General features: G+C 44.5%; 21 protein-coding genes. 9 read left to right on the forward strand and 12 right to left on the reverse strand.

What is annotated here, in order from left to right:
• Positions 1-132 precede the first annotated feature (132 nt).
• On the forward strand, positions 133-1,776 hold the full coding sequence (gene guaA / locus F6J90_RS16630; RefSeq protein ID WP_366513772.1) for a glutamine-hydrolyzing GMP synthase: 1,644 nt from the start codon (positions 133-135) through the stop codon (positions 1,774-1,776).
• Positions 1,777-2,120: 344 nt separating this feature from the next.
• Here the strand turns inward: guaA and F6J90_RS16635 are convergent, their stop codons facing one another.
• Positions 2,121-2,834, reverse strand: coding sequence for a choice-of-anchor E domain-containing protein (locus F6J90_RS16635; RefSeq protein ID WP_293095653.1), 714 nt, complete (start codon positions 2,832-2,834; stop codon positions 2,121-2,123).
• Between the two features lie 1,435 nt (positions 2,835-4,269).
• Positions 4,270-4,962 carry a PilZ domain-containing protein gene (locus F6J90_RS16640; protein ID WP_293095655.1) on the reverse strand — a complete coding sequence of 231 codons (693 nt, stop codon included), beginning with the start codon at positions 4,960-4,962 and terminating at the stop codon, positions 4,270-4,272.
• Positions 4,963-5,127: 165 nt separating this feature from the next.
• Here F6J90_RS16640 and F6J90_RS16645 point away from each other — a divergent pair, with 165 nt between their 5' ends.
• A complete protein-coding gene (locus tag F6J90_RS16645; protein ID WP_293095658.1) occupies positions 5,128-5,547 on the forward strand; it encodes a hypothetical protein in 420 nt (139 codons plus the stop codon).
• A 103-nt stretch (positions 5,548-5,650) separates the two neighbouring features.
• Here the strand turns inward: F6J90_RS16645 and F6J90_RS16650 are convergent, their stop codons facing one another.
• From F6J90_RS16650 to F6J90_RS16665, 4 genes are all read right to left on the reverse strand, one after another.
• Complete coding sequence (locus tag F6J90_RS16650; protein ID WP_293095702.1) at positions 5,651-5,863, reverse strand: HetP family heterocyst commitment protein; 213 nt, start codon at positions 5,861-5,863, stop codon at positions 5,651-5,653.
• Positions 5,864-7,023: 1,160 nt separating this feature from the next.
• Positions 7,024-7,431: a transposase gene (locus F6J90_RS16655; protein ID WP_293097802.1), complete on the reverse strand. Its 408-nt coding sequence runs from the start codon at positions 7,429-7,431 to the stop codon at positions 7,024-7,026.
• A 4-nt stretch (positions 7,432-7,435) separates the two neighbouring features.
• Entirely contained in the window at positions 7,436-7,627 is a 192-nt protein-coding gene (locus F6J90_RS16660) for a hypothetical protein (protein ID WP_293095705.1), read from the reverse strand.
• Positions 7,628-8,063: 436 nt separating this feature from the next.
• Positions 8,064-8,459: a PilZ domain-containing protein gene (locus tag F6J90_RS16665; protein WP_293095708.1), complete on the reverse strand. Its 396-nt coding sequence runs from the start codon at positions 8,457-8,459 to the stop codon at positions 8,064-8,066.
• Between the two features lie 466 nt (positions 8,460-8,925).
• Here F6J90_RS16665 and hemJ point away from each other — a divergent pair, with 466 nt between their 5' ends.
• The 6 genes from hemJ to F6J90_RS16695 all read left to right on the forward strand — a co-directional run bounded on the left by hemJ (position 8,926) and on the right by F6J90_RS16695 (position 12,590).
• A complete protein-coding gene (gene hemJ, locus F6J90_RS16670) occupies positions 8,926-9,507 on the forward strand; it encodes a protoporphyrinogen oxidase HemJ (protein WP_293095710.1) in 582 nt (193 codons plus the stop codon).
• A 170-nt stretch (positions 9,508-9,677) separates the two neighbouring features.
• Positions 9,678-10,067: a hypothetical protein gene (locus tag F6J90_RS16675; protein WP_293095713.1), complete on the forward strand. Its 390-nt coding sequence runs from the start codon at positions 9,678-9,680 to the stop codon at positions 10,065-10,067.
• Between the two features lie 9 nt (positions 10,068-10,076).
• Positions 10,077-11,345, forward strand: a complete 1,269-nt coding sequence (locus F6J90_RS16680; protein ID WP_293095716.1) for an RNA-guided endonuclease TnpB family protein — start codon at positions 10,077-10,079, stop codon at positions 11,343-11,345.
• A 114-nt stretch (positions 11,346-11,459) separates the two neighbouring features.
• Positions 11,460-11,591, forward strand: a complete 132-nt coding sequence (locus tag F6J90_RS16685; RefSeq protein WP_293095719.1) for a hypothetical protein — start codon at positions 11,460-11,462, stop codon at positions 11,589-11,591.
• 40 nt (positions 11,592-11,631) lie between these two features.
• Positions 11,632-11,979 (forward strand): hypothetical protein, encoded by a 348-nt coding sequence (locus F6J90_RS16690; protein ID WP_293095722.1) that lies wholly within the window; start codon positions 11,632-11,634, stop codon positions 11,977-11,979.
• A 218-nt stretch (positions 11,980-12,197) separates the two neighbouring features.
• Positions 12,198-12,590: a hypothetical protein gene (locus tag F6J90_RS16695; RefSeq protein ID WP_293095724.1), complete on the forward strand. Its 393-nt coding sequence runs from the start codon at positions 12,198-12,200 to the stop codon at positions 12,588-12,590.
• A 371-nt stretch (positions 12,591-12,961) separates the two neighbouring features.
• On the opposite strand, the gene F6J90_RS16700 is transcribed toward F6J90_RS16695, so the two are convergent.
• The 6 genes from F6J90_RS16700 to rimI form a co-directional block, all read right to left on the reverse strand.
• Positions 12,962-13,204, reverse strand: coding sequence for a DUF4327 family protein (locus tag F6J90_RS16700; RefSeq protein ID WP_070395448.1), 243 nt, complete (start codon positions 13,202-13,204; stop codon positions 12,962-12,964).
• 1,309 nt (positions 13,205-14,513) lie between these two features.
• The gene (locus tag F6J90_RS16705) at positions 14,514-16,274 is read right to left on the reverse strand and encodes a glycoside hydrolase family 3 N-terminal domain-containing protein (protein WP_293095727.1); all 1,761 of its coding nucleotides are present in this window, start codon (positions 16,272-16,274) and stop codon (positions 14,514-14,516) included.
• On the reverse strand, positions 16,271-16,669 hold the full coding sequence (gene rbfA / locus F6J90_RS16710) for a 30S ribosome-binding factor RbfA (protein WP_293095730.1): 399 nt from the start codon (positions 16,667-16,669) through the stop codon (positions 16,271-16,273). The genes F6J90_RS16705 and rbfA overlap by 4 nt, the downstream gene beginning before the upstream one ends.
• 73 nt (positions 16,670-16,742) lie before the next feature.
• Positions 16,743-16,946 carry a DUF751 family protein gene (locus tag F6J90_RS16715; protein ID WP_293095733.1) on the reverse strand — a complete coding sequence of 68 codons (204 nt, stop codon included), beginning with the start codon at positions 16,944-16,946 and terminating at the stop codon, positions 16,743-16,745.
• A 172-nt stretch (positions 16,947-17,118) separates the two neighbouring features.
• Entirely contained in the window at positions 17,119-19,587 is a 2,469-nt protein-coding gene (locus tag F6J90_RS16720; RefSeq protein ID WP_293095736.1) for an ATP-dependent Clp protease ATP-binding subunit, read from the reverse strand.
• A 140-nt stretch (positions 19,588-19,727) separates the two neighbouring features.
• Positions 19,728-20,321: a ribosomal protein S18-alanine N-acetyltransferase gene (rimI, locus tag F6J90_RS16725; RefSeq protein WP_293095739.1), complete on the reverse strand. Its 594-nt coding sequence runs from the start codon at positions 20,319-20,321 to the stop codon at positions 19,728-19,730.
• Between the two features lie 73 nt (positions 20,322-20,394).
• Between rimI and lysA the strand changes: the two genes are divergently transcribed.
• Positions 20,395-21,810: a diaminopimelate decarboxylase gene (gene lysA, locus F6J90_RS16730; RefSeq protein WP_293095742.1), complete on the forward strand. Its 1,416-nt coding sequence runs from the start codon at positions 20,395-20,397 to the stop codon at positions 21,808-21,810.
• Positions 21,811-21,942: the final 132 nt, after the last annotated feature.

A 21,942-nucleotide genomic window follows, 5' to 3' on the forward strand; every position in this document is an offset into this window, starting at 1 on the left:
AAAGTGTTGGGGCGTTGAAGGATTAATTTACGGAAACCATCAGCTTTCAACCTATCTGTTCATAGCAATCAATTTATGCTGCCCAGAAGCACACCTAGGCAGCGACCTGTTCGTACATTCACACAACTAAACATGACGAACACAGCAGTAACCCTAAGGACCAACAAACTATCTTACCAGAAAGAGGCTTTGCCTGTAGCCTCTCTAGGAGAGCAGTTGAATCGCCAGATGATTGTGATTCTGGACTTCGGCTCTCAATACTCGGAACTGATTGCTCGTCGCATTCGCGAGACTAAGGTTTACTCCGAGGTACTATCCTATCGGACCACAGCTCAACAGCTACAGCAGCTTCATCCCCAGGGCATCATTCTCTCTGGTGGCCCCAATTCAGTCTATGACGATGGTGCCCCCCTATGTGACCCAGAAATTTGGAATCTCGGCATACCCGTGCTAGGGGTTTGCTATGGGATGCAGTTGATGGTGCAACAACTAGGTGGAACAGTTACCAGGGCAAAAAAAGCTGAGTATGGTAAAGCGGCCTTACTAATTGATCACCCCACTGACTTACTGAGCAATGTGCGAGACCACTCAACCATGTGGATGAGCCACGGGGATTCCTGTGTGACTTTGCCAGATGGCTTTGAAGTCCTTGCCCATACTCAGAATACCCCTTGTGCGACCATCGCTAACTATCAGAAAAAACTTTATGGCGTGCAATTCCATCCAGAGGTTGTACATTCAACCGATGGTCTTGCCCTAATCCGTAACTTTGTTTACAGCATCTGCGAGTGTGAACCCACGTGGACCACTGCTGCTTTTATCGAGGAAGCAATTCGAGAAGTGCGTGCCAAAGTTGGGGAAAAACGGGTTCTGCTGGCTCTGTCTGGTGGAGTAGATTCGTCTACCCTTGCTTTCTTACTCCATCGCGCCATTGGGGATAAACTAACTTGTATGTTTATTGACCAAGGCTTCATGCGCAAAGGCGAGCCAGAGCAGTTGGTGAAGCTATTTGAGGAAGAATTTTCTATTCAAGTAGAGTATGTAAACGCTCGCGATCGCTTTTTGGCTCGCCTTGCTGGTGTCACTGACCCAGAAGAAAAGCGTCGCCGCATCGGTCACGAATTCATTCGCGTCTTTGAAGAAGAATCCCAGCGTCTTGGTCCATTTGATTATTTAGCTCAGGGTACCCTCTATCCCGATGTAATTGAATCAGCCCATACCAACGTTGATCCCAAAACCGGTGAGCGGGTAGCTGTGAAAATCAAGAGCCATCACAATGTCGGAGGCTTACCAAAAAACCTACGCTTCAAGCTGGTAGAACCATTACGCAAGCTATTTAAAGACGAAGTGCGCCAACTCGGTCGTGACCTCCGCTTGCCAGAAGCGATTGTGCGCCGACATCCCTTCCCCGGACCAGGATTGGCGATTCGCATCATTGGTGAAGTGACACCAGAACGGTTGAATATTCTGCGGGATGCTGATTTCATCGTTCGAGATGAAATTCGCCGACAGGGAATGTATAACGACTTTTGGCAAGCCTTTGCCGTGTTGCTCCCAATACGAAGTGTGGGAGTAATGGGGGACAAGCGCACTTACGCTCATCCGATTGTCTTGCGCTTTGTTTCCAGTGAAGATGGTATGACCGCTGACTGGTCACGAGTACCTTATGAGTTACTTGAAACTATTTCCAACCGGATTGTTAATGAAGTCAAGGGAGTTAATCGGGTAGTCTATGATATTACCTCCAAACCTCCTGGAACTATAGAGTGGGAATAGTTTCTTCAAAGCGTGATTAGTGATTAGTGATTAGTGATTAGTGATTAGCCATTGTTCATTGGTCAGATGAAGTAAGCATTCAGCCGTCAGCCCTGAGCCATTCGCGTAGCGTGGCCATAGGCCAAGGCTCACCCTACTTGAGGTGCTTATTTTATTCAAAAACAGCGATTGCGCGTAGCGCATTAGCTGATACGCGACACGCTGATACGCGACACGCTGATACGCGACACGCTGATAGCTGAATGCTTACCAGATGACTAATCACTAAACAACATAAAACCGAAGTTTCCAGTTTAGTGGAACTTCGGTTGATACACTATGGCAAAAGCAATTTTAAATAATTATCAACTCTTCCTATTCCGTTTTGTTTGTGTCAACAGCACCAGTCCTACCAAACCAAGACCGATAACACTGGTGGGTTCTGGCACCGACTCGTACTCGTAGGTCAATGTAACTTCCCCTGCTACATCTGTCTGGAACCCAGAAAGCAAATTGCCCGCACCCGTTACTGTGGAAGTACCAAGGGCTGTGAATATCAAGTCCTGGTCTCCAGATCCTACAAAGTAACTCAACTCAGAGTCCCCAGACATAAATGTATTAGTGGTGCTATCCGAAGCGGTACGCTCAGGCAATGTGACTCCAGAAGATCCTGCGAAATCAAGTACACCGTCATAGCTAGAGAGAGCAACCTGTTCTGAAACTAGGGGCTTCACCTCAACTAGGGTAATATCAGGTTCACTCAAGATTAAGGCAATTTCAGATGCCAGATCCAAGGTTACTGTACTCGGAGCGCCCTCCTGGCTTTCCGCACGGGCATTTCCCTTGACAAATCCGATCAGGTCAATCGTGACACTTTCGAGAGTCCCCAAAGCCTCATCGAATTTGGGGAGAATGAAAGATTTATCAACAGTTGTCGGTCGCCATTCAATGGTCTGAGTATGGGTGATACTAGCTGCATTAGCTGCACCAGTAGTGGCCAGCATACCAGCCAAAGTAGTCGTAGTAGTTGCTAGAAATACTTTCAGACGGGAATAGGTCTTTGCAGTGGATTGAGTCATGGTACTAACGAGTGATTAAGGTCTTCTGGTCATATCTCCGTAAAAGTCACTCCAACTTCGGATTTAGCTGGAGAGCTAATTTGTCTCTCTTTGAGCTAAGCAACTCTAGCGATGGCATAAATTGCCTGATTTCCGACAAAAAGCTGAAAATTTAGGGATTACCAGAGTTCGGTTTGTCAGTATAGATGCGGTTAGTTAAGTAGTAGGATAAAATTAAAGTGAACTGTTAAGAAAAGGTAACTTCGGACAAGGCAACAGGAAACAGAACGGGATTCAATGCCTTTACACTTCTTGACAACGCTAACTTTATTTATTTCCAGGTACTTACCACTGCGACTCTGTTGAGCTTGCCAAACCAGCTCAACAAACTTCTACAAGCTGACCATAATAGTGATGCAATTGGACGAGTAAACCGTGGCTTTATGGGATAGCCATAGGGTTGTTCATCGTGGCTTAATCAGTCAATTACAATTTTTTTTTTCTATAAACTTATCCTAGAAACCTCGTGTTTTTAATCAGGTTTAAATTAAGCTTTAAATGTATGTTAAATGTATAGTTTTTGTATACATACTTTTTGTACAAAATCCGTATTCATAATTCCTTTATTTTTAGGGCTATAACTTTAACCCTTATTCATAAAGTAAAGCTGATCCCAATTTCATTTATTCGAGCTACAGATGGTGAGCAGGTGTAGGTTGCAGGTGTAGGTTGCAGGTGTAGGTTGCAGGTTACAGGTTGCAGGTTGCAGGTTACAGGTTGCAGGTTACAGGTTACAGGTTGCAGGTTATAGGTTATAGGTTATAGGTTATAGGTTATAGGTTATAGGTTGCAGGTTGCAGGTTATATCAAATCTGATAGCATCGGAATTGTTTACAACTTGCATTTGCCTCAATTAACTCTCTTCCCATCCCCCCATGCCTCCATCAATGTTTTCAATTCAGATGTAAACCGAAACGCTATTACCAGGTTACTAGGTTGCTAGGTTAAAGGTTATCTTCTGAACCTTCGCCTTAAGGCCGTAGGCCACGCTGCGCGAACGGCCACGCTACCCGAACAAGCAAACAAGCTTCAACCTGGAATTTATACCTGGTGTGTTCATGTTCGAGTATGGGTCAATAGTTAACTGATTATTTTTTATTTACTTTGTAAATTTACTAATTAATCCCATGAAGAAATCCCCTGCATTAAGGCAGGGGATTTAACCTAAGTGCTCATATCTATATTCTATATAACTAATGGTGCATTCTCAATAAAATTAATAATTTTAAACGAAATTAATGGCTATAACTAAAATGATTACTTTTTAATTACTCCCATTGTTTGATCATAAAAAAAAAACACAGGGCAAATAAAAACAGAAGGCTTAAGATCATAACCTTAGCCCTTAATCTAATCCTACCAAAATAGATAATTAAGCTAACTTGGTATTACTACTCTAGTCTAGGTCACGACATGGGATCAGAAATGTAGCACCTAATAATACCAAACTAGCCATTGTTATTGGATCAGGAGCAGACTCTAAATCATCAACACTAACTAAATACTGATTAAACTTAAATCCCATCGGATGCTGCCTAGGAGATTGCTCCCAGCTGAAGCTAGCTTCATCAGTGGGATTTTGACTTGCTACCCAAGAGATACGATCATTAAGACTCTCCAGCAAAATACTGAGAATAGTGCCTGGTGCCAAGGTTTGAGTACTAGCTGACTGAGCAAGTGCAGAAACTATACAGGCAGCAGCAGCAAACGTTTTCAGTAATACTTTGAACTGAAAGTGATTGCTGAAGATAAGTTGTTTCCGTTCTAAAAGTGTAATAAGCTTGACTGGTGAGATATCTAAAAACTTCACTCCTGCTTCATATTTAGCTGGTGAATCTAAACCAATTTCCCTTTGCCAGGCAATTTTAACCATAGAAGTAGCTGTGTAACTTATTCCTGGTAAGCAGAACTTAATTTTTTTATGATCCCCAGTTTTTAATGGTTTGTTAATGTAAATTTTGCCACCGCCTCGACTCAGATTAACTACTAAATCATTTTGATCTGAAATCAGTCCTTCTATCTGATAATTTAGTAAGGTGATATGACGCGGAAATTTCCTACGCTCTTTGAGTAAATGAGTGTTAGTCAAATTAATCTCCTGAAAGATAGATGTTAGGAGTTAGGAGTTAGGGGTTAGGGGTTTGGTGTTTGGGGTGCATCTGTTACTTGTAAATCTATAACTAAAGGAAGTGTGGGGCCCAGGCGCGGGCAGTGTGGGGAGGGTGGGGAGAGGGGGAGATAGGAAGATAGGGATATGGGGGAGATTTTTATTAAGGGTAATTGTCATAACATGATATTAGCCTTCTATTGCCGAAGAGTGTTTTTGCAAAAGCGATGCAGAGGTGCGACCCGTGATGGCGAGCAATCCCTTGACCGTAGGTCACGCTACGCGAACGCCATCACGGAAAATGCACCATTACGGTCTTGGGGAGGCAGAGGTGCGACCCGTGATGGCGAGCAATCCCTTGACCGTAGGTCACGCTACGCGAACGCCATCACGGAAAACGCACCATTACGGTCTTGGGGGTTTCCACGGGGCAAACAGCGGTGCGGACGCAGGTTCCGCACACAGCCCCTCCCCATGAGCGACTGCCGTGGTTCCCCTCATGAGCGACTGGATCAAGACAGTGAGATGCACCCGGTGTTTGGTGTTTGGTTAATGGTTAATGAGTAATGGTTTTAGTACTTTATGCCTGATGGTTAATACCTAATGCCTAGAGTCTAGAGCCTAGGGCCTAGGATTTTTTATTAATTTATTATTTTGGTTGTCTTGATGATTAACACCTGTTGAGGATTTTTGATGGTTGAGAGCATGAGGTTTTAGTCCGGTTGCCTAAGTTATAGTTTTGTTTGATTAACCGATTGTAAGTTCGATAGGGCATATATTGCAAAGGATTGTAGCCAGAAAAACGTAATATCAATACACAAGCCCAGGAATACTTGCCAGAAATTATTGCTTCTATAACTTGATTTAATTGTTCAGTACTCATAAATCTATATAAAGGTAGATGCAGCTAAGCAAAGGGTTTACTTCACTGTAGCAACTCCTAAGGAAGTTGTGCTAGGTGAAGTACTGAAATGATAGCAGATGGTAAGATTACCGATCCTGCTGTGTATAAATCTATTCTTTAGACCATAGGTTTGCGTTTAGGTTTGCGTTCAGGTTTGATTTAGTATGATTTATGTATGTTTATGTATACTTTTTTTTGGGGGGTATATGAGCATCCAAAAAATGTTATAATTAGTCATTAACAACGAAAATCAAATTACATTAAAACTGCCATGAACCTTGACAAAGTCCATGGCATTTAACTGATATAATCTCAATGATTAAGGGCTCTTCCGTAAATATTATGCTCAATAAACCCCCAAATCTATTATCGCCTTACTGGGCAAAGATTTGACTTGATAAACATATTTTTCACTCTGAAAGCAATGCCCAGTAATAATTTGAGCATAAGTGAACTGAACCGCAACCATAAACTTGTGCGGAAGAGCCTGATTAAGTTGTAGATATTAGTTGACTTTAGTGCGCTTATCTAAGTCAATAGTTGTAATAACCACAAGGTGGTTTGTGTTCTTTGAGATTAATTTAATAAGTATAAATAACTAATCAGATAATTCCAGTTTCTGTGTAGGCTTGTTATAAATACATAAGGTGCGCTTTCCGCATCTAATTATTAAATTCGCTCAAGGTGCGCGCCTCCAAGGCCGCGAGCAATCCCTCGCGGCCTTGGGTCGCACCTTCGGGTCGCACCTTATTGTTTCGCGGTAATGGGTAATCGGTAATTCCTTGGTCAATTCCCAATTACCTTCTTCCCAATTACCAGTAAATCATCTTTAGCCTCAATAACTGAAAATGGTATAACAGTTAACGGTTGACTGTCCTTGATTTTCACTCCTGATCAGCAACTTGACAAAGCGATGCAAAGCGCGAGTGGGAGTCCCCCCCACTCGCGCTTTGCATCAAGACATGGACTATCTTTGATTGCAACTTATACCAAGTTGAATTGTAAGCATTAAGCAGTCAGCAGTCAGCCATCAGCCGTCAGCTAACCTAACTCAGATTAAACCAATGCTTACCTGAACCTATCCCACTAATAAGAGTCTTTGAATCCACAGATGAATAGTAGCAAGATCAATAAATGCATCAAAATAAACTTTTTGTCGTTCCCAACGAACCACTAGACGACGATATTTTCGCGCTATACCAAGCAAAACAACGTTCCTGTTGATATCTGGGCACCGACATTTTAATCGGTCTTCCTCGATTTTTCTTGGTTTTCCAAATCCGTTTTGGTATTTGGGGTCGAATGCCTCGCTTACGCAGAGCAGCACGTTTTTCTTTGGAATCATAACCAATATCTGCAGCTAGTACCTTGAGCCTCTTACGTGGTCTACCTGGTTTCAAAGTTTTCAATTTGACTTGATCCAGTAGAGGTAAGACTTGTTCTCTTTCACTACCATTGGCAGGAGTTGTACAGTTAGCTAGAGGCATTCCACTACCTTCAGTCAGGGTGTGAATCAGAACACCTTTACCTTTACCACCATAAGCAATGCCTTCACCTCCTCCCTTGCCAGGGGGAAAAAGAGCCGTCTACGGCACCAAACTCCCATTTAATCAAGCCCTTTTGATCTGCGATCGCTAGCACACGTGCTTGTAAATGTTCAAATGTTCCATCCTTTGCGCCATCGCTAAAGCCATCGATGAGACGAACTTTTTGATGCCCAGATCTCCCCTCGTGGTAGATCACACCATCTACATCCAGTAATCAGTAGGTACAACAAACTGTTTAAAACATAACGATAGGGACAATGAGGCATTCCTTTACCCCGTTTTTCATCGGTCCTTGGGGAAGATATCTTCAAACAACTTCCATTCCAAATCACTTAACCCTTCAAAGCGCCCAGCCATAGAGTCATACACCTAAATCAACCCAGCAATAGACTACCATCTTTTGAGATTAGTGGGATAGGTTCCTGTTTTATTCAAAAGCTGATAGCTGATAGCTGATAGCTGATAGCTGATAGCTGATATCTGACGACTGACGGCTGAATACTTACGTTGAATTAAAATTAACAATTAAAATTAATCAGTAGTATCTGCTTACCCTATTAATCCTTCAGATTAATCCCTCATCTGTTCAAAGGTTAATATCTTTTATATTTGAACGCAACTTATTATTATGATTAGGTGTAGCAGGTGTTAGAAGTGTTGGCAGTAGCATTTATTAGTAACTTCTTAAGCTGAATTTGAGGATTTGAAATAGATGTTGCTGGCAGACCCAAAAGACAATCTAGACTTTCTGGTGAGACTGTTGCAAACTGTAAACCAGCTCTATAGTTTGCTAGGGAATTTCCTTTAGATTCTTTGCACCACATGACTTTAACTGTAGCAGTCACTGTGTGATTTTGTGGCAAAAAAAACTGTATTTTTATAACTTGACCGACTGGGATAGCTTTTTCACTGTAAATGCTGCAACCTCCTCGACTAATATTAACGACTGGCTGACGAGCTGAGAAGAGACCAGCCAATCGATAAGAAATGGAGGTCTGTTGGCGAGGTGATCTTCTTTTTTCTCGCATGCTGCTGGCATTAATCATACCCTTGACATTGGTTAAGTAAAACGTTTCCCTGTCTTGATGCAAAGCGCGAGTGGGGGTTTACCCCAAGACCGTAATGGTGCTTTTGACCCGTAATTAAATTCGCCACGGGTCGGACCTCTGCATCGCTCTTATTTGTCTTTATTTGTCCATTGTCCCAACCCCAGGTTTACGCTATGGTTCATCTATCTGTTTGACTCTGTATGGTTTTTGTATGAGTTTAAGAAGACATGAGATAATCGTAAGCATTTAGCGATCAGCTCTGGTGTACTAAGCTTTTGAAGCAAGGAAAACTTAGGCATTTGGCTGAGGACCGTGAGTACATGATTATTCGTGGGACTTCCCTCAAAAAGCTGATAGCTGATACGCGCACGCGCTATAGCTGAAGTCAGGAGGGTATACACTCCTGAGCTGCATGACGCTGTTGTAATAATGGAGGACACAATCTATGGCTTATTTCTGGTTCAAGGCGTTTCACTTCATTGGTGTAGTGGTTTGGTTTGCCGGTCTGTTTTATCTGGTGCGTCTGTTTGTCTATCATGCAGAGGCTTCACAGGAGCCTGAACCTGCCCAAACCATTCTCAAAAATCAGTATGAGATTATGGAAAAACGTCTCTATCACATAATTACTACCCCAGGTATGGTGGTAACGGTAGCGATGGCAATTGGTCTACTGCTAACAGAACCAGAAGTGCTCAAGCAAGGTTGGTTACATATCAAGCTGGCTTTTGTAGCACTTTTACTGGTCTATCATTTCTATTGTGGTAGGATTATGCGACGGCTGGCTGCCAATGAATGCAGTTGGACTGGTCAGCAGTTCCGTGCTCTGAATGAGGCACCTACTGTCTTGCTGATGGTAATTGTTTTACTGGCAGTGTTTAAGAACAGTTTGCCTACAGATGTTACGTCTTGGTTAATTCTGGCGATGATTATAGCAATGGCTGCCTCAATTCAGCTGTATGCCAAAAAGCGGAAGCGGGACAAAGAGAAAAGCTTGGCTACCACGTCCCAAGCAGAGCCTCAGCTTTGATTATCAGCTTTGATTAATAGTCATTGGGGACCGATGTTAGTCCCCACAGGCAAGTATAATAAGGGCTTAATATTTTTGTCCTTGAAGTTTACCATTGACCGTTGACTTGAACTGCATCGGCTGGGTCACATGTTTTGTTTATCTAAAAGTCGGCAGAACAAGCTAGGCCCGTGCTTACCAAAACCAAGTGGCGGAAGATGGCTAACCCCAAACAAGTCAAGAAACTGTCCAAAAAATTGAGATTAGCTCAAAAATGGCTTAGTTGTAAAACCCAAGGTTTACCCAAGGTTTTAACGAATAGGGGAGGCAAGAGGGGTCGAAATTCCCCATCCCGGAGACGAAACCTGATTGTTGGGTCGCCTTATTACAACAGACTTAAAACTTTTACCCATAACCTACCAACATTAAAGGCTCCACTACCTTACGGTAACTTCAAACCCTATGCATGGGTGGGGATGGATAGACCCTTGGCCTATGGCCACGCTACGCGAACAATTATTGAGAATGCCTTGACGATGTACCGCAAAATATATATAATGGTACACAAGGTCGATAAATGAGGTGAAGCAGTGAGACATCAAGCCGTCAAAGTCAGAATTTATCCCACACAGGAACAAGTCCAGATACTTGCTCAGCACTTTGGTTGCGCTCGCTGGTGGTGGAATTATGCACTGAATCAGTGCATAGAGACATACAAAGAAACTGGCAAAGGATTGTCTCGTGCTGCCCTCAATTCTATGTTGCCAAAACTCAAAAAAGATAAAGAAACTGAATGGCTAAAAGACTGTTACTCTCAGGTATTGCAATCTGTAAGCCTGAATCTTAGTCGCGCATATCAAAACTTTTTTGAGGGTAGAGCAAAGTATCCTAGATTCAAGTCATATCATCATCGCCAATCAATTCAATATCCACAGCGCGTTAAGCAAGCAGGCGACTGCATTAAATTTCCTGGAAAACTAGGAATTGTCAAGGCTAAAATCCACAGGAAATTAGACGGAGAAATTAAGACTGTTACAGTTAGCAAAACTCCGTCTGGGAAGTATTATGCTTCTGTGTTGATGGAATATGATTCGGATGACATACAACCATCCACAGAGGTGCGACCCGTGATGGCGAGGGATTGCTCGCCATCACGGAAAGCGCACCTAGGGAAGATTGTTGGAATTGATTTGGGGATTAAAGATTTTGCTATTACCTATGACGGCGAAAAAGCCTCTAAGTTTGGAAATCCAAGACACTTAGCCAAATACGAAAAGAAACTAGCCAATAAACAACGTATCGCTGCTCGAAAGAAAAAGGGCAGCAATAGACGTAAGAAAGCCAGGAAGATTGTAGCTAAGGTATACGAACGGATTGGAAATGTCCGTCAAGACTACCTACATAAGCTATCCAGAAAGATAGTGGATCAGAATCAAGTAGTGGTAGTCGAGAACCTAAACGTCAAGGGCATGGTTCGTAACCATAAACTAGCTAAAGCAATATCTGATCTAAGCTGGGGAACCTTTGTAAACTTCCTGTCTTATAAATGTGAAAAAGAAGGCAAGGTATTAGTTGAAATAGACCGGTGGTTTCCCAGTTCTAAAACCTGCTTTAATTGTCATTACCAAATCAAGGAGTTACCGCTTGACGTAAGATCTTGGACTTGTCCAAGTTGTGGAATTCACCACGATAGAGATGGTAATGCGGCTAAAAACATTAGAGCAGAAGGAATCAGAATGCTATCCTCCTCTGGGACGGGGGAGGTCAACGCCAGTGGAGAACAAGTAAGACCAAGACGTGGACGTCCATCCAAGTTGAGGCATTCTTCTGTGAAACTGGAAGCCTCAACTTGGCCGTAGGCCACGCTTTCGGCAAAGCCGACGCTGCGCGAACGCGAACAACGAAGTAAGTTGGGGTAGTTCACCAAACAATCCATAACATCTCAAAGTTGCCTTATAGCGCTTTCTATCCTAATGAGGTACACAAGATTTTTTACTTCTTGCCCGCCCCCCTTACTAAGGGGGGTTAGGGGGGATTCCTCTTGCCTCTTGCCTCTTGCCTATTCTGTGTTCCCTGTTCCCTGTTCCCTGTTCCCTGTTTCCTAAAACCCAAGAATCTGTACCTCACCCAATTTAAAATCGCTATATGTCCGCTATACCACTTAAATTAAATCTTAATGACGGTTCGGTGTCTTTTCCATTCACCGCCGATGCTGCCAAAAAATTGCAAGGTGAGCTTTACCAACTGATGCAGAGTCTGAAAGCTGCTGCTCAGGTATCTAGTGGTGGTAGACCCAAGCCTCAAAAACCAATGGAGTACCAATTTACTGGGGATGTCTTTCTTGAGATTTTCTGCAATCCCAACATCTATCCTTCTCCGTTTGCTGCTAAGGTTTTAATAACCCTCAGAGATGATCGCATCCGCTTGAGTACGGAAGCTGAACTGACTCGTGTGGTAGAAGATGTTAACCTGTATTTGGAACAAGTCAGCTGAAGGCTTGGGTGTCATTTCCAGCAACTATTGTCCTGTGACATCCTGCCTAATGTCTCTCAAGAAACTAAGGTCAGAGGCAACAGGAGGGAGAGAGGCAACAGGGGGAGATGGTTAAGATGGGGAAGAATTTGTTAACCGTTTCGGCTCTTCCATAGCAGATGCACTGCACGTCCGTGGGACGTTCTTAAGAAAAAATTTATGGGAAATCGTTAGTATAAATGAACTCCAACAATCTCCTGGAATTACTGCAAACTGGGTTTCGCGCCTCCTTGGGGGCAACAGCCTCTTTCGTTGAAACCCTGCAAGACCCTGACAAGCGTGAAGAAAGTCTGGCTCAGTTTCAGTCAGATTTCAATCAACAGATGACTGAGTGGGCGGAAAAAGGAGAGACTACTGAACTTGAAGCCCGACGTTTTATTGAGCAGATGTGGAATCAACCAGGTAATCCCGTGGGTTCACCGACAACAGGTACCTCCAGTGATCCTGCTGCACCATCATCTAGCAATCCTGTTCAGTCCAATGCACAGGATGATATTGAGGAACTGACAACACAACTTGCTGATCTTCGTAAGGAGTTAGAGGAGTTGCGTAAATCAGACAGTAATAGTTAGATTTACGCGGAGCGTGAAAAAACTCAGGTCTGAGTGGGAGACTAGAGCGGGAGCCTAATAGGCAAGAAATCAAGCACGGGAAACAGAAACTCCGCTCAATCTCTGACATTTCTGTTCCCATCTAATAGATTTACCCACTCAGCGCTGAGATACCATCAACTCAAGGCTTTTTATTAAAAATGGCAGTTTGAAACTCCCCAACACCATTCCCTGAAGTTTGCTGAGATCTACTCAACCGCTGACGGTTGCCCAACCAATCCGGTAAGTTACTATAGCCTTTATCGGTGGCATTGATGGGGTTTTGTTAGTTATCGACTCGATCGCACTTTTTTGTCTAAGGATCAGCTTCTATGCCGTTTGACTGAGGTCGCTTAGTCATTTTCCCATTGTTGAGAACCGATCAGGTCAGCAATGCGGTCTCTTAGCAGGAATTCGCACTGCTCTAGCTCACACTCCACACACAGCCATTCTCGAGCTGGAATATATTGGCAAAGAACGTAAATGGGCTGTTGACGACTGACAAATCCTTTATCCACCAAGCGACGTGCTTCGTCTTGGATCACATCGATTGAATAACGGATAGAAGGGGTAGATGGCACTGTGTTAACACTCATGGATATATTATCAGCTTGATCTAAAAAACGGGGATACGATTATATTAATCCAAATTTATTTACTGTGAACTAAAATTATTTCAGTATAAGAAGTTACCATTGACCAAGATTTGTTGATAAGGATCTTCAAATACCTTGGGCAAGTTGTCAAAGTCTAACCCATGCTCAGCTAAAATGCCTACTGGGTTATGACTGAGCCATTGGTCATTGGCTGTAGGAGCTACCTTTCTCTCAAACCCCCTGTCTCTCTATGGACCACCTGGCTGTCAAACCTGTCTGCATTGGTTAAGTAATCACAATATGGGATATATTTTAGAGACTGTTTGTTAAATAAAGCTTAAATCCTTGCTGAAAGCCCCGTGGAACGCCAGTTGCTCATGGGGGAAACCCCCGCAGGTTGGCACTGGCTCCCCAAGATCGCGGTACCTCGCTGCATCGCTTTAACAGAGCTGTCCGCCTTAACCCACCCATATTCATTACTCTAGCTGTCTTAAGATTTACTTTATTAGAAAACCTAACACTGAAAACTCCGTCACAAAGCGAGCTCAGATGAAAGTGACTAGCGACTTTAGTCGCCTTTGAGGTTGACAATTTTATAGCGCTAGGGTATACTTGAAATATAGGGTACAGGTTGAAAAACCGTTCGCGTAGCGTGGCCTTTGGCCTTGGCGCAACCGGGTCAGAAGCCCGCCACTGCTTGACCTTAAAACAATAATGCCCGGAGGGTAGGGAAAATCCTCCTTAAAAACCCAATCATCAACTACCAATTGGTGTGTGAACCCAGAAAAATCACGCTTTAAGAAAACACGGTACGGTGGGGCACACCGAAACCAGGTGAAAAGGAAGAGAAACGGACTTTTAAGGCACTTCCCATTAAGTAACCAAACGCTATAGTGAGAATCGCCCTCTGGGTCTACTATGAACTAAACTAGACTCTTGGTCTTGACGGGATTTTGGTAATGGTATTGCCTACTTTTTGACGGCGTCAAAGATTGGGACATAGTGGTTTAAGGCGGCTCGTTGATCATTGAATCCCCGCGCCTTTAGGCCGGGGAGTGTCAAAAATAGTCTCTTAATAATCCGGGGATGGGGGATAGGAGTACAGCTGGAATTATCGGTGGTTTTATATATTGGATTGGTGATTTTGTCAACTCCTATTAATTGACCAGGGCTATATGGTTCTGTTATAATTATGGTTCTGTTATAATCTCTATTACTATAGGTATTGCAGTAGTTCATCTTGATATTGTCCTCTGATCAAGCTGTAGAGGGGCAAATTGGCAGAAATTAGCTTAAAACTCCCTAAAAATTAAATAAATCTCACAAAAGTATCTATTGTTGAGCTTTCGGGTAACAATGCTTCAAGAGCGATCGCTTGAGCTGCTGGCATCTGCCCGTAAGAAAATACATATGGTGTTTCCGGTGGCAACTCGGGCAGGAACTGCTCTAACACATAAGGACTACCGTAAATCACCAGAGCTTGTAAATCCCCAGTTTTTAACAACATCTTAAACCATGCCCTAGCTACTGCTGTCAATCCAGCACTACCCCGAAACGGGTTACCTCGGATAAATAGCTGTAGCAGAGTAGATTTAGCACCAACAAAATTATCTACTATTTCGGAGGGTAGGGTAGTGTGACTATCAACCAGTTGGAGTTTGTAACCCAGCCTTCTTGGTAAAGTGACTGCTGGTGTGTGCTGTCCCAAAAAGTCACAAGCTAAGAGATCATCGACCAAAATTAGATTACGTAACGGTTGATTACTGCTGCTGGGTATTGATGCTGAAGCTAAAAAACCTCTAGTTATCTGGGAAGCCTGGAGAATATCGGCTACAGTCGTTAGGGTGGTTGGTTGAGCTAGTTGCGACAGCCAATTGGGGTTGGGTTGAAATGTTATCGGTTGTTGAGCTGGATCATCGTCTAAGCCCGACTCCAGGACAGGTTGTGAGGGTGGGTTTTGTAGAGATGGTATTTGTTGTGCAGCGGAGTGTTCCTCTAAACCCTCTCTTTGACAGTGATACCCCACTTTGCGTTTGGCATGACTTATCCGCTCTACTGATGCCTGAATCCGCGACCGTGAGATGCGTCCCTGTTCGACTGCTTGACACACTGCCTGAATTGCTGTTTCGGGATTAACGGGCATCAAGAGAATATCAGCACCGGCTTCTACAGCCATGACTGTCGCTTCATCCGCACCATAGCGATTAGCAATTGCCCCCATTACTAGAGCATCTGTCACAATCAGTCCTTCAAATCCCAAGTCTGTGCGCAACAGTTGAGTCAAAATTCGCTCAGACAGGGTGGCGGGGTGTTGGTCATCCCAAGCTGTAATTAGGAGGTGAGCGGTCATGATGGCATCTACCCCAGCAGCGATCGCATTGGTAAAGGGAGGCAATTCGACGGTAGCTAGTCGGGGGGGTGAGTGGGGCAAGACGGGTAAATCCAGATGGGAATCTGTAGCGGTATCGCCATGACCGGGAAAATGCTTGGCAGTGGTTAAGACTGGATACGGTCGGGTTCCTTGGATAAAGGCAGAAGCCAATTGGCTAACGATTTGAGGGTTATCACCAAAGGACCGGACATTGATCACAGGATTTTGGGAATTGTTGTTGACATCAACAACTGGTGCCAGGATCCAGTTAATCCCAATTGCCAAGGCTTCAGTAGCGGTGATTTCTCCCATGGTACGGACATACTGCAAAGCTGGCTCAGGATCGTTTTGGGCAATCGCTCCCAGTGCCATCGGTGGGGGAAACCAGGTGGCACCGGCAAACCTTTGACCCACACCTTCTTCAATATCAGCAGCGATCAGTAAGGGAATTTTTGCCCACTCTTGGAGTTGTTTCGACCTGAGGGCGAGTTCCACAGCACTCCCGCCTAGTAAAATAACACCCCCAATACCCAACTCTTGCAACCAACGCTGCAATTGCTGGGCTGGGGGTTCCCAAATCGGATACTGAATTTGGTGATCAAATAGGTAGCCAGATGCTCGAACCACTACCATTTGCGCCACCTGTTCTGCTAGGGAAAGGTTATTTAGATCAGGCAGTGACTTTGGGAGATAATTCAAGCTTGTGCTCCAGAAATATCGTCTTCGAGTTGCTTGCTCTGGCGTTCTTGAGAAAGCTGATTCAGTAAGTTCAGCATCTGATCGCCTCCTTCGAGACCACGGTCTTCAATAAACATGACCTCTGGTGTGCGGCGCAGGCGAATCCGCCGACCTAGTTCTCGGCGGACATAACCTGTAGCTGATTTTAATCCAGCCATTGTTTTAGATCTTGCCTCATCAGTGCCATAGATACTGACATAGATCTTAGCGTGCTGGAGGTCGCCAGAGACATCGACGTTGGTAATGCTAACCATCCCACTACCGACCCGGTCATCTTTGATATCGTTAAGCAACATGTGACTAACCTCCTGCTGAATTAGGGAGGAAACCCGAGAAACACGGCGACTTGTAGTCATGACGTTCCCTTTGTTAAAGTATGGGCATCATCGAAAGCTGCTAAACCTAGTCTAAACCTAGTCTAAACCTAGTCTAAACCGGACTGAAACCGAGCATGCCACGTAGGGTAAAAACTAAGAATAGAGAAACTCCCACAACTATGCCAATTAATGCGATCGCAGTTAGGGGGCGGTTAAGTAGTGGTTTTACCAGCAAAAACACGGAATAGAATATCCCTAGAGTAATACTGATTAGGTAGCGTGGGTAACGAGATACATTTTTAAAAAAGTCTTCCATTGTCCTATAAACTCTTATCGTCCCATTTTTACTACTGGTACCACTTTTTTAGGTTCTTCCGTACTTATTATGCTAATTTGTCATAAACAATGGCAAAAATTTCCCCCCTCTTAGTAAGGGGGGATTAAGGGGAGTTAGCACTGGATAAGTAGGAGCTTTACCCTACAATCACTTACTCAACTCCTTGAGGCAAAAGCTCTCGGTTTTCCTTACGACTGACTTGCACCTTACCCTCTTCATTGACATCAACAAAGGCAATATCTCCTTCCTTAATGCGACTGGAAAGAATTTCTTCTGCCAGCACATCCTCCAACAACCGCATGATAGCTCGGCGTAATGGTCTGGCTCCGTAGCTGGGGTTGTAACCCTCTTCGATCAAACGGTCTTTGAATTTCTCGCTGACTTCTAGAGTAATGCCTTGTTCGTACAGACGACCAAACACTTCTTTTAACAGAATCTTGGCAATGTCCTTGACTTCTTCTTTGGTCAACTGACGGAAGACGATAATCTCATCTAAACGATTCAGAAACTCTGGGCGGAAGTACTGTTTAAGTTCTTCGTTCACTAGATTCCGAATTCGATTATATTGGGATTCCGCTTGATTATCGCTGAACTCGAAGCCCAGTTGTCCGCCACCCTTTTCAATAACCTTGGAACCAATATTCGAGGTCATGATCAGCAGGGTGTTCTTAAAGTCTACCGTCCGACCCTTGGAGTCAGTCAACCGCCCATCCTCTAGGATTTGCAGCAGCATATTGAACACATCTGGGTGTGCTTTTTCAATTTCATCGAACAGCACTACTGTGTAAGGACGACGTCGCACTGCCTCAGTTAGTTGACCACCTTCGTTGTAGCCCACATATCCAGGAGGGGAACCTACCAACTTACTAACGGTATGGCGCTCCATGTATTCGGACATATCTAGGCGCACCATGGCTTCTTCAGACCCGAAGAAGTAAGCTGCCAATGACTTAGCTAATTCTGTCTTACCGACCCCTGTAGGTCCAGAGAAGACAAAACTGGCAATAGGACGGTTGGGATTCTTTAAGCCTACCCTGGCTCGACGAATTGCTCGGGAAACGGCTTTAACCGCATCTTCCTGACCAATCAGGCGTTGATGCAGGGTATCTTCCATGTGCAGTAGTTTCTCCGACTCTGATTCAGTCAGTTTTTGTACCGGCACACCAGTCCAAGAGGCAACAATGTGAGCAATGTCCTCTTCATCTACAATTGGGCTTTCATCAGTACCCCGAGATTCGCTCTTCTTGCTTTGGGCAATTGAGCGAATTTCCGCCTTTATTTCCATTTCGCGATCGCGTAGTTCCCCAGCTCGATCAAAGTCCTGGGAGCGTACCGCATCATCTTTTTCTTTAAGAACCTGACGCAGTTCTTTATCTAGCTCTTTTGCTGCTGGGGGCAACTGGGAGTTAATCAAACGCACTCGGCTTCCTGCTTCATCGATCAGGTCAATTGCCTTATCTGGCAGGTAACGGTCGGAAATATAACGGTCTGACAGGTTTGCTGCTGCTTCGAGAGCCTCATCGGAAATTTTCAATTTGTGGTGTTGCTCGTAGCGCTCTCGCAAGCCGTATAGAATCTCAATAGTTTCTTCTACTGACGGTTCACCGACCATTACTGGTTGGAAACGACGTTCTAGGGCTGCATCCCGCTCAATGTGTTTGCGGTACTCATCCAAAGTTGTCGCTCCAATGCACTGCAATTCTCCCCTTGCTAAGGCTGGTTTGAGGATATTTGCCGCATCAATTGCGCCTTCAGCTGCACCTGCACCAATCAGGGTATGAACCTCGTCAATCACCAGGATTACGTTAGATGCCTGACGAATCTCATCCATAATTTTTTTCAGGCGTTCTTCAAACTCACCCCGGTATTTGGTTCCAGCAACCAGTAAGCCAATATCGAGGGTAACGACTCGCTTTTCTTCCAAAATGTCTGGAACATCATTGTTAGCGATTCGTTGGGCTAAGCCTTCTGCGATCGCAGTTTTTCCTACCCCTGGTTCTCCGATCAATACTGGGTTATTCTTGGTACGGCGTCCCAATATCTGGATTACCCGTTCTATTTCCTTTTCCCGTCCTACTACTGGATCTAGCTTGCCTTCACTAGCCATCTGGGTTAGGTTTGAGCCAAACTCATCGAGAGTAGGAGTCTTTGTACGACCTTGAGAGGCTCCTGCTGTTACTTCCGCCGTTTCACCCAACATTCGGATAACTTGGGTTCTGACTTTAGACAGGTCTACTCCTAGGTTTTCCAAAACCCTAGCCGCTACGCCTTCTCCCTCCCGTATTAGCCCAAGTAGCAGATGTTCTGTACCAATGTAGTTATGGCCTAGCTGGCGAGCTTCTTCTAGGGATAGCTCCAGAACCCGCTTTGCTCTTGGGGTAAAGGGGATTTCGACAGCAACGAAGCCGGAACCCCTGCCAATAATTTTCTCAACTTCAATTCGAGCGTCTTTGAGATTTACGCCCATAGATTTTAGGACCTTGGCAGCTACGCCAGTTCCTTCTCCGATCAGACCCAGGAGGATTTGCTCTGTGCCTACGAAATTATGACCTAGGCGACGTGCTTCTTCCTGAGCCAGCATGATCACCTTAATGGCTTTTTCTGTAAAGCGTTCAAACATGGCGTATTCCCATCACCTGTTGCATGCCCGTGTAAGCTGATTCTAGCACAGGTAAACCAAGCCACTGTTGATTTTTACACAACTCGCAGCAATTGAAACAGTTATTTACTTACTTTCGAGCCATTTCTGGTGATTAGGGATTAACCAATTTCCAGGTCAATCGCTGCCAAGCGATGTTTAATTTCCTCGTAACAATCGGCCATTGTTTTCTCAAATTCAGGGCTTTTCAGACCCCCTCGCCATAGAATCAGAGCATCCTCCCCAGTGTCTTTATAATATTTTCTACGTCGTCCAGCTTCAGTGAAGCCGAACTTTTGGTAAAGAGCCAGTGCTGCTTGATTAGATGGTTTCACCTCTAAGGTTGCCCACTCTAAATTACGCTGTTTAGCATCCTGTAGCAAGGAATAAAGCAGTAATTGACCCAAACCTTGACGTTGGTAGTCAGGATGCACTGCCAGAATAATAATATGGGCTTCCTCCAAAATTGACCAAAAACAACCTAAGCCTACCAGGCAATTGGGTAATGAGGTGATGGGAACACCTGTGCCTTCAAGCAAAGTTTGTTTTTTGCCCCCTTTTGGAGGAGCTTCCAAAGCCAACAACTGACTGTTGGGGCTATCCAACTCTCGTTCGTAACCCGACCGAGTCCAAAGTCCACCAAAACACAGCTGATCCAGTGCCACTGCGGCACTTAGGTGCTCTGCTTTGAGGGGTTTAAGTTTTAAGACAGTCACAGCCTTCAATTGTACACTGATTAACGAGACGCAAGTTCCAACTGTAAAGCAAAATCAGGAAAATAATTACACAATGCTATCGACTCAACCCATTGAGGTTCACAATTCAGGGCTTCAGTATCTCAATTCATCTATCACTCCAGACCAAAGCGATGGTCGATCAAACCCCTCACCGAATCAGAAACTGTTACCTCTAACCGCCAAAGTCAACAGCCGTGACTGCTTGGAAATTGGTGGCTGCGATGTGACGACTCTAGTCGAGCAATTTGGCTCCCCCCTTTACATTGTGGACGAAGTAACCTTTAGAACTGCTTGCCATCAGTATCGGGAAGCCTTTGCTAAGTACTACCCCGGACAATCCCTGGTCCTCTACGCTTCTAAAGCCTGGAATTGTTTAGCAATTTGTGCGATCGCAAACTCTGAAAGTCTGGGAATCGATGTGGTTTCTGGTGGTGAACTCTACACTGCTCTACAAGCTGGCGTTAGTGCTGACAAACTCTATTTCCATGGGAATAATAAATCTACCAGTGAACTTGAGCTAGCTACCGAGAGTGGCTGCACCATCGTAGTGGATAACTGGCTGGAGTTAAAAGCCCTGGCTTCTTTACCACAACAGAGTATCCGGATCATGATTCGGTTGACCCCAGGGATCGAGTGTCACACCCACGATTACATTCGCACGGGTCACCTAGACAGTAAGTTTGGCTTTGATCCCGATACCTGGGATGAAGTTTTTACCTTTATCAGCCAACACCCAACCCTCAACTTTGTTGGTTTACACGCCCACATTGGCTCTCAGATTTTTGAGAGCCAACCCCATCAAGATCTGGCGAAAGTGCTAGTCGAGTGTATTGTTAAAGCTGCTGACTACGATTTGTCAGTACAAGAGGTAAATGTAGGAGGAGGCTTAGGGATTTGTTATCTAGAATCTGATGACCCCCCTAGTATTGATGATTGGGTCAAGGGAATCTGTGACTCCGTTGTTGCTGCTTGCACTTCTCGGCAACTCGTCCTACCGAAACTGCTATCGGAACCCGGGCGTTCCATTGTTGGTCCAGCCTGTGTCACTGCCTACACTTTGGGTAGTTCTAAAATCATCCCCGAAATCCGGACTTACTTGACAGTTGATGGAGGTATGTCAGATAATCCGCGTCCCATTACCTACCAATCCGTTTATCGCTCTGTTGTTGCCAACCGGATGTCAGCTCCCCTGACCGAAAAAATCACAATTGCTGGTAAACATTGTGAATCAGGGGACATTCTGATTAAAGATGCCACCCTACCTCAAACTCAGCCAGGAGATATTTTGGTGGTTATGGCTACTGGTGCCTACAATTACAGCATGGCATCTAATTACAATCGGTTACCCAGACCAGCAGCGGTGTTAGTCAAGGACGGAGAAGCCCAGGTGATTGTGCAGCGGGAAACTTACCAAGATTTAATTCGCCTAGATCGTTTGCCAGAACGACTGACCCAGAGCAGAAATTAGCTCAAAGCTCAAAGCTATTGGTGGTTGGTGGTTGGTGGTTGACTTTTGGCTAACCCCCAATCAAAAACCGATGAACCATTAACCATTAACTTTTTAAGAGCTGATCACTTGACTGACGCTAAAATCAAGCCA

The organism is Moorena sp. SIOASIH (genome assembly GCF_010671925.1).
In the GTDB taxonomy this organism is placed as follows: Bacteria; Cyanobacteriota; Cyanobacteriia; order Cyanobacteriales; family Coleofasciculaceae; genus Moorena.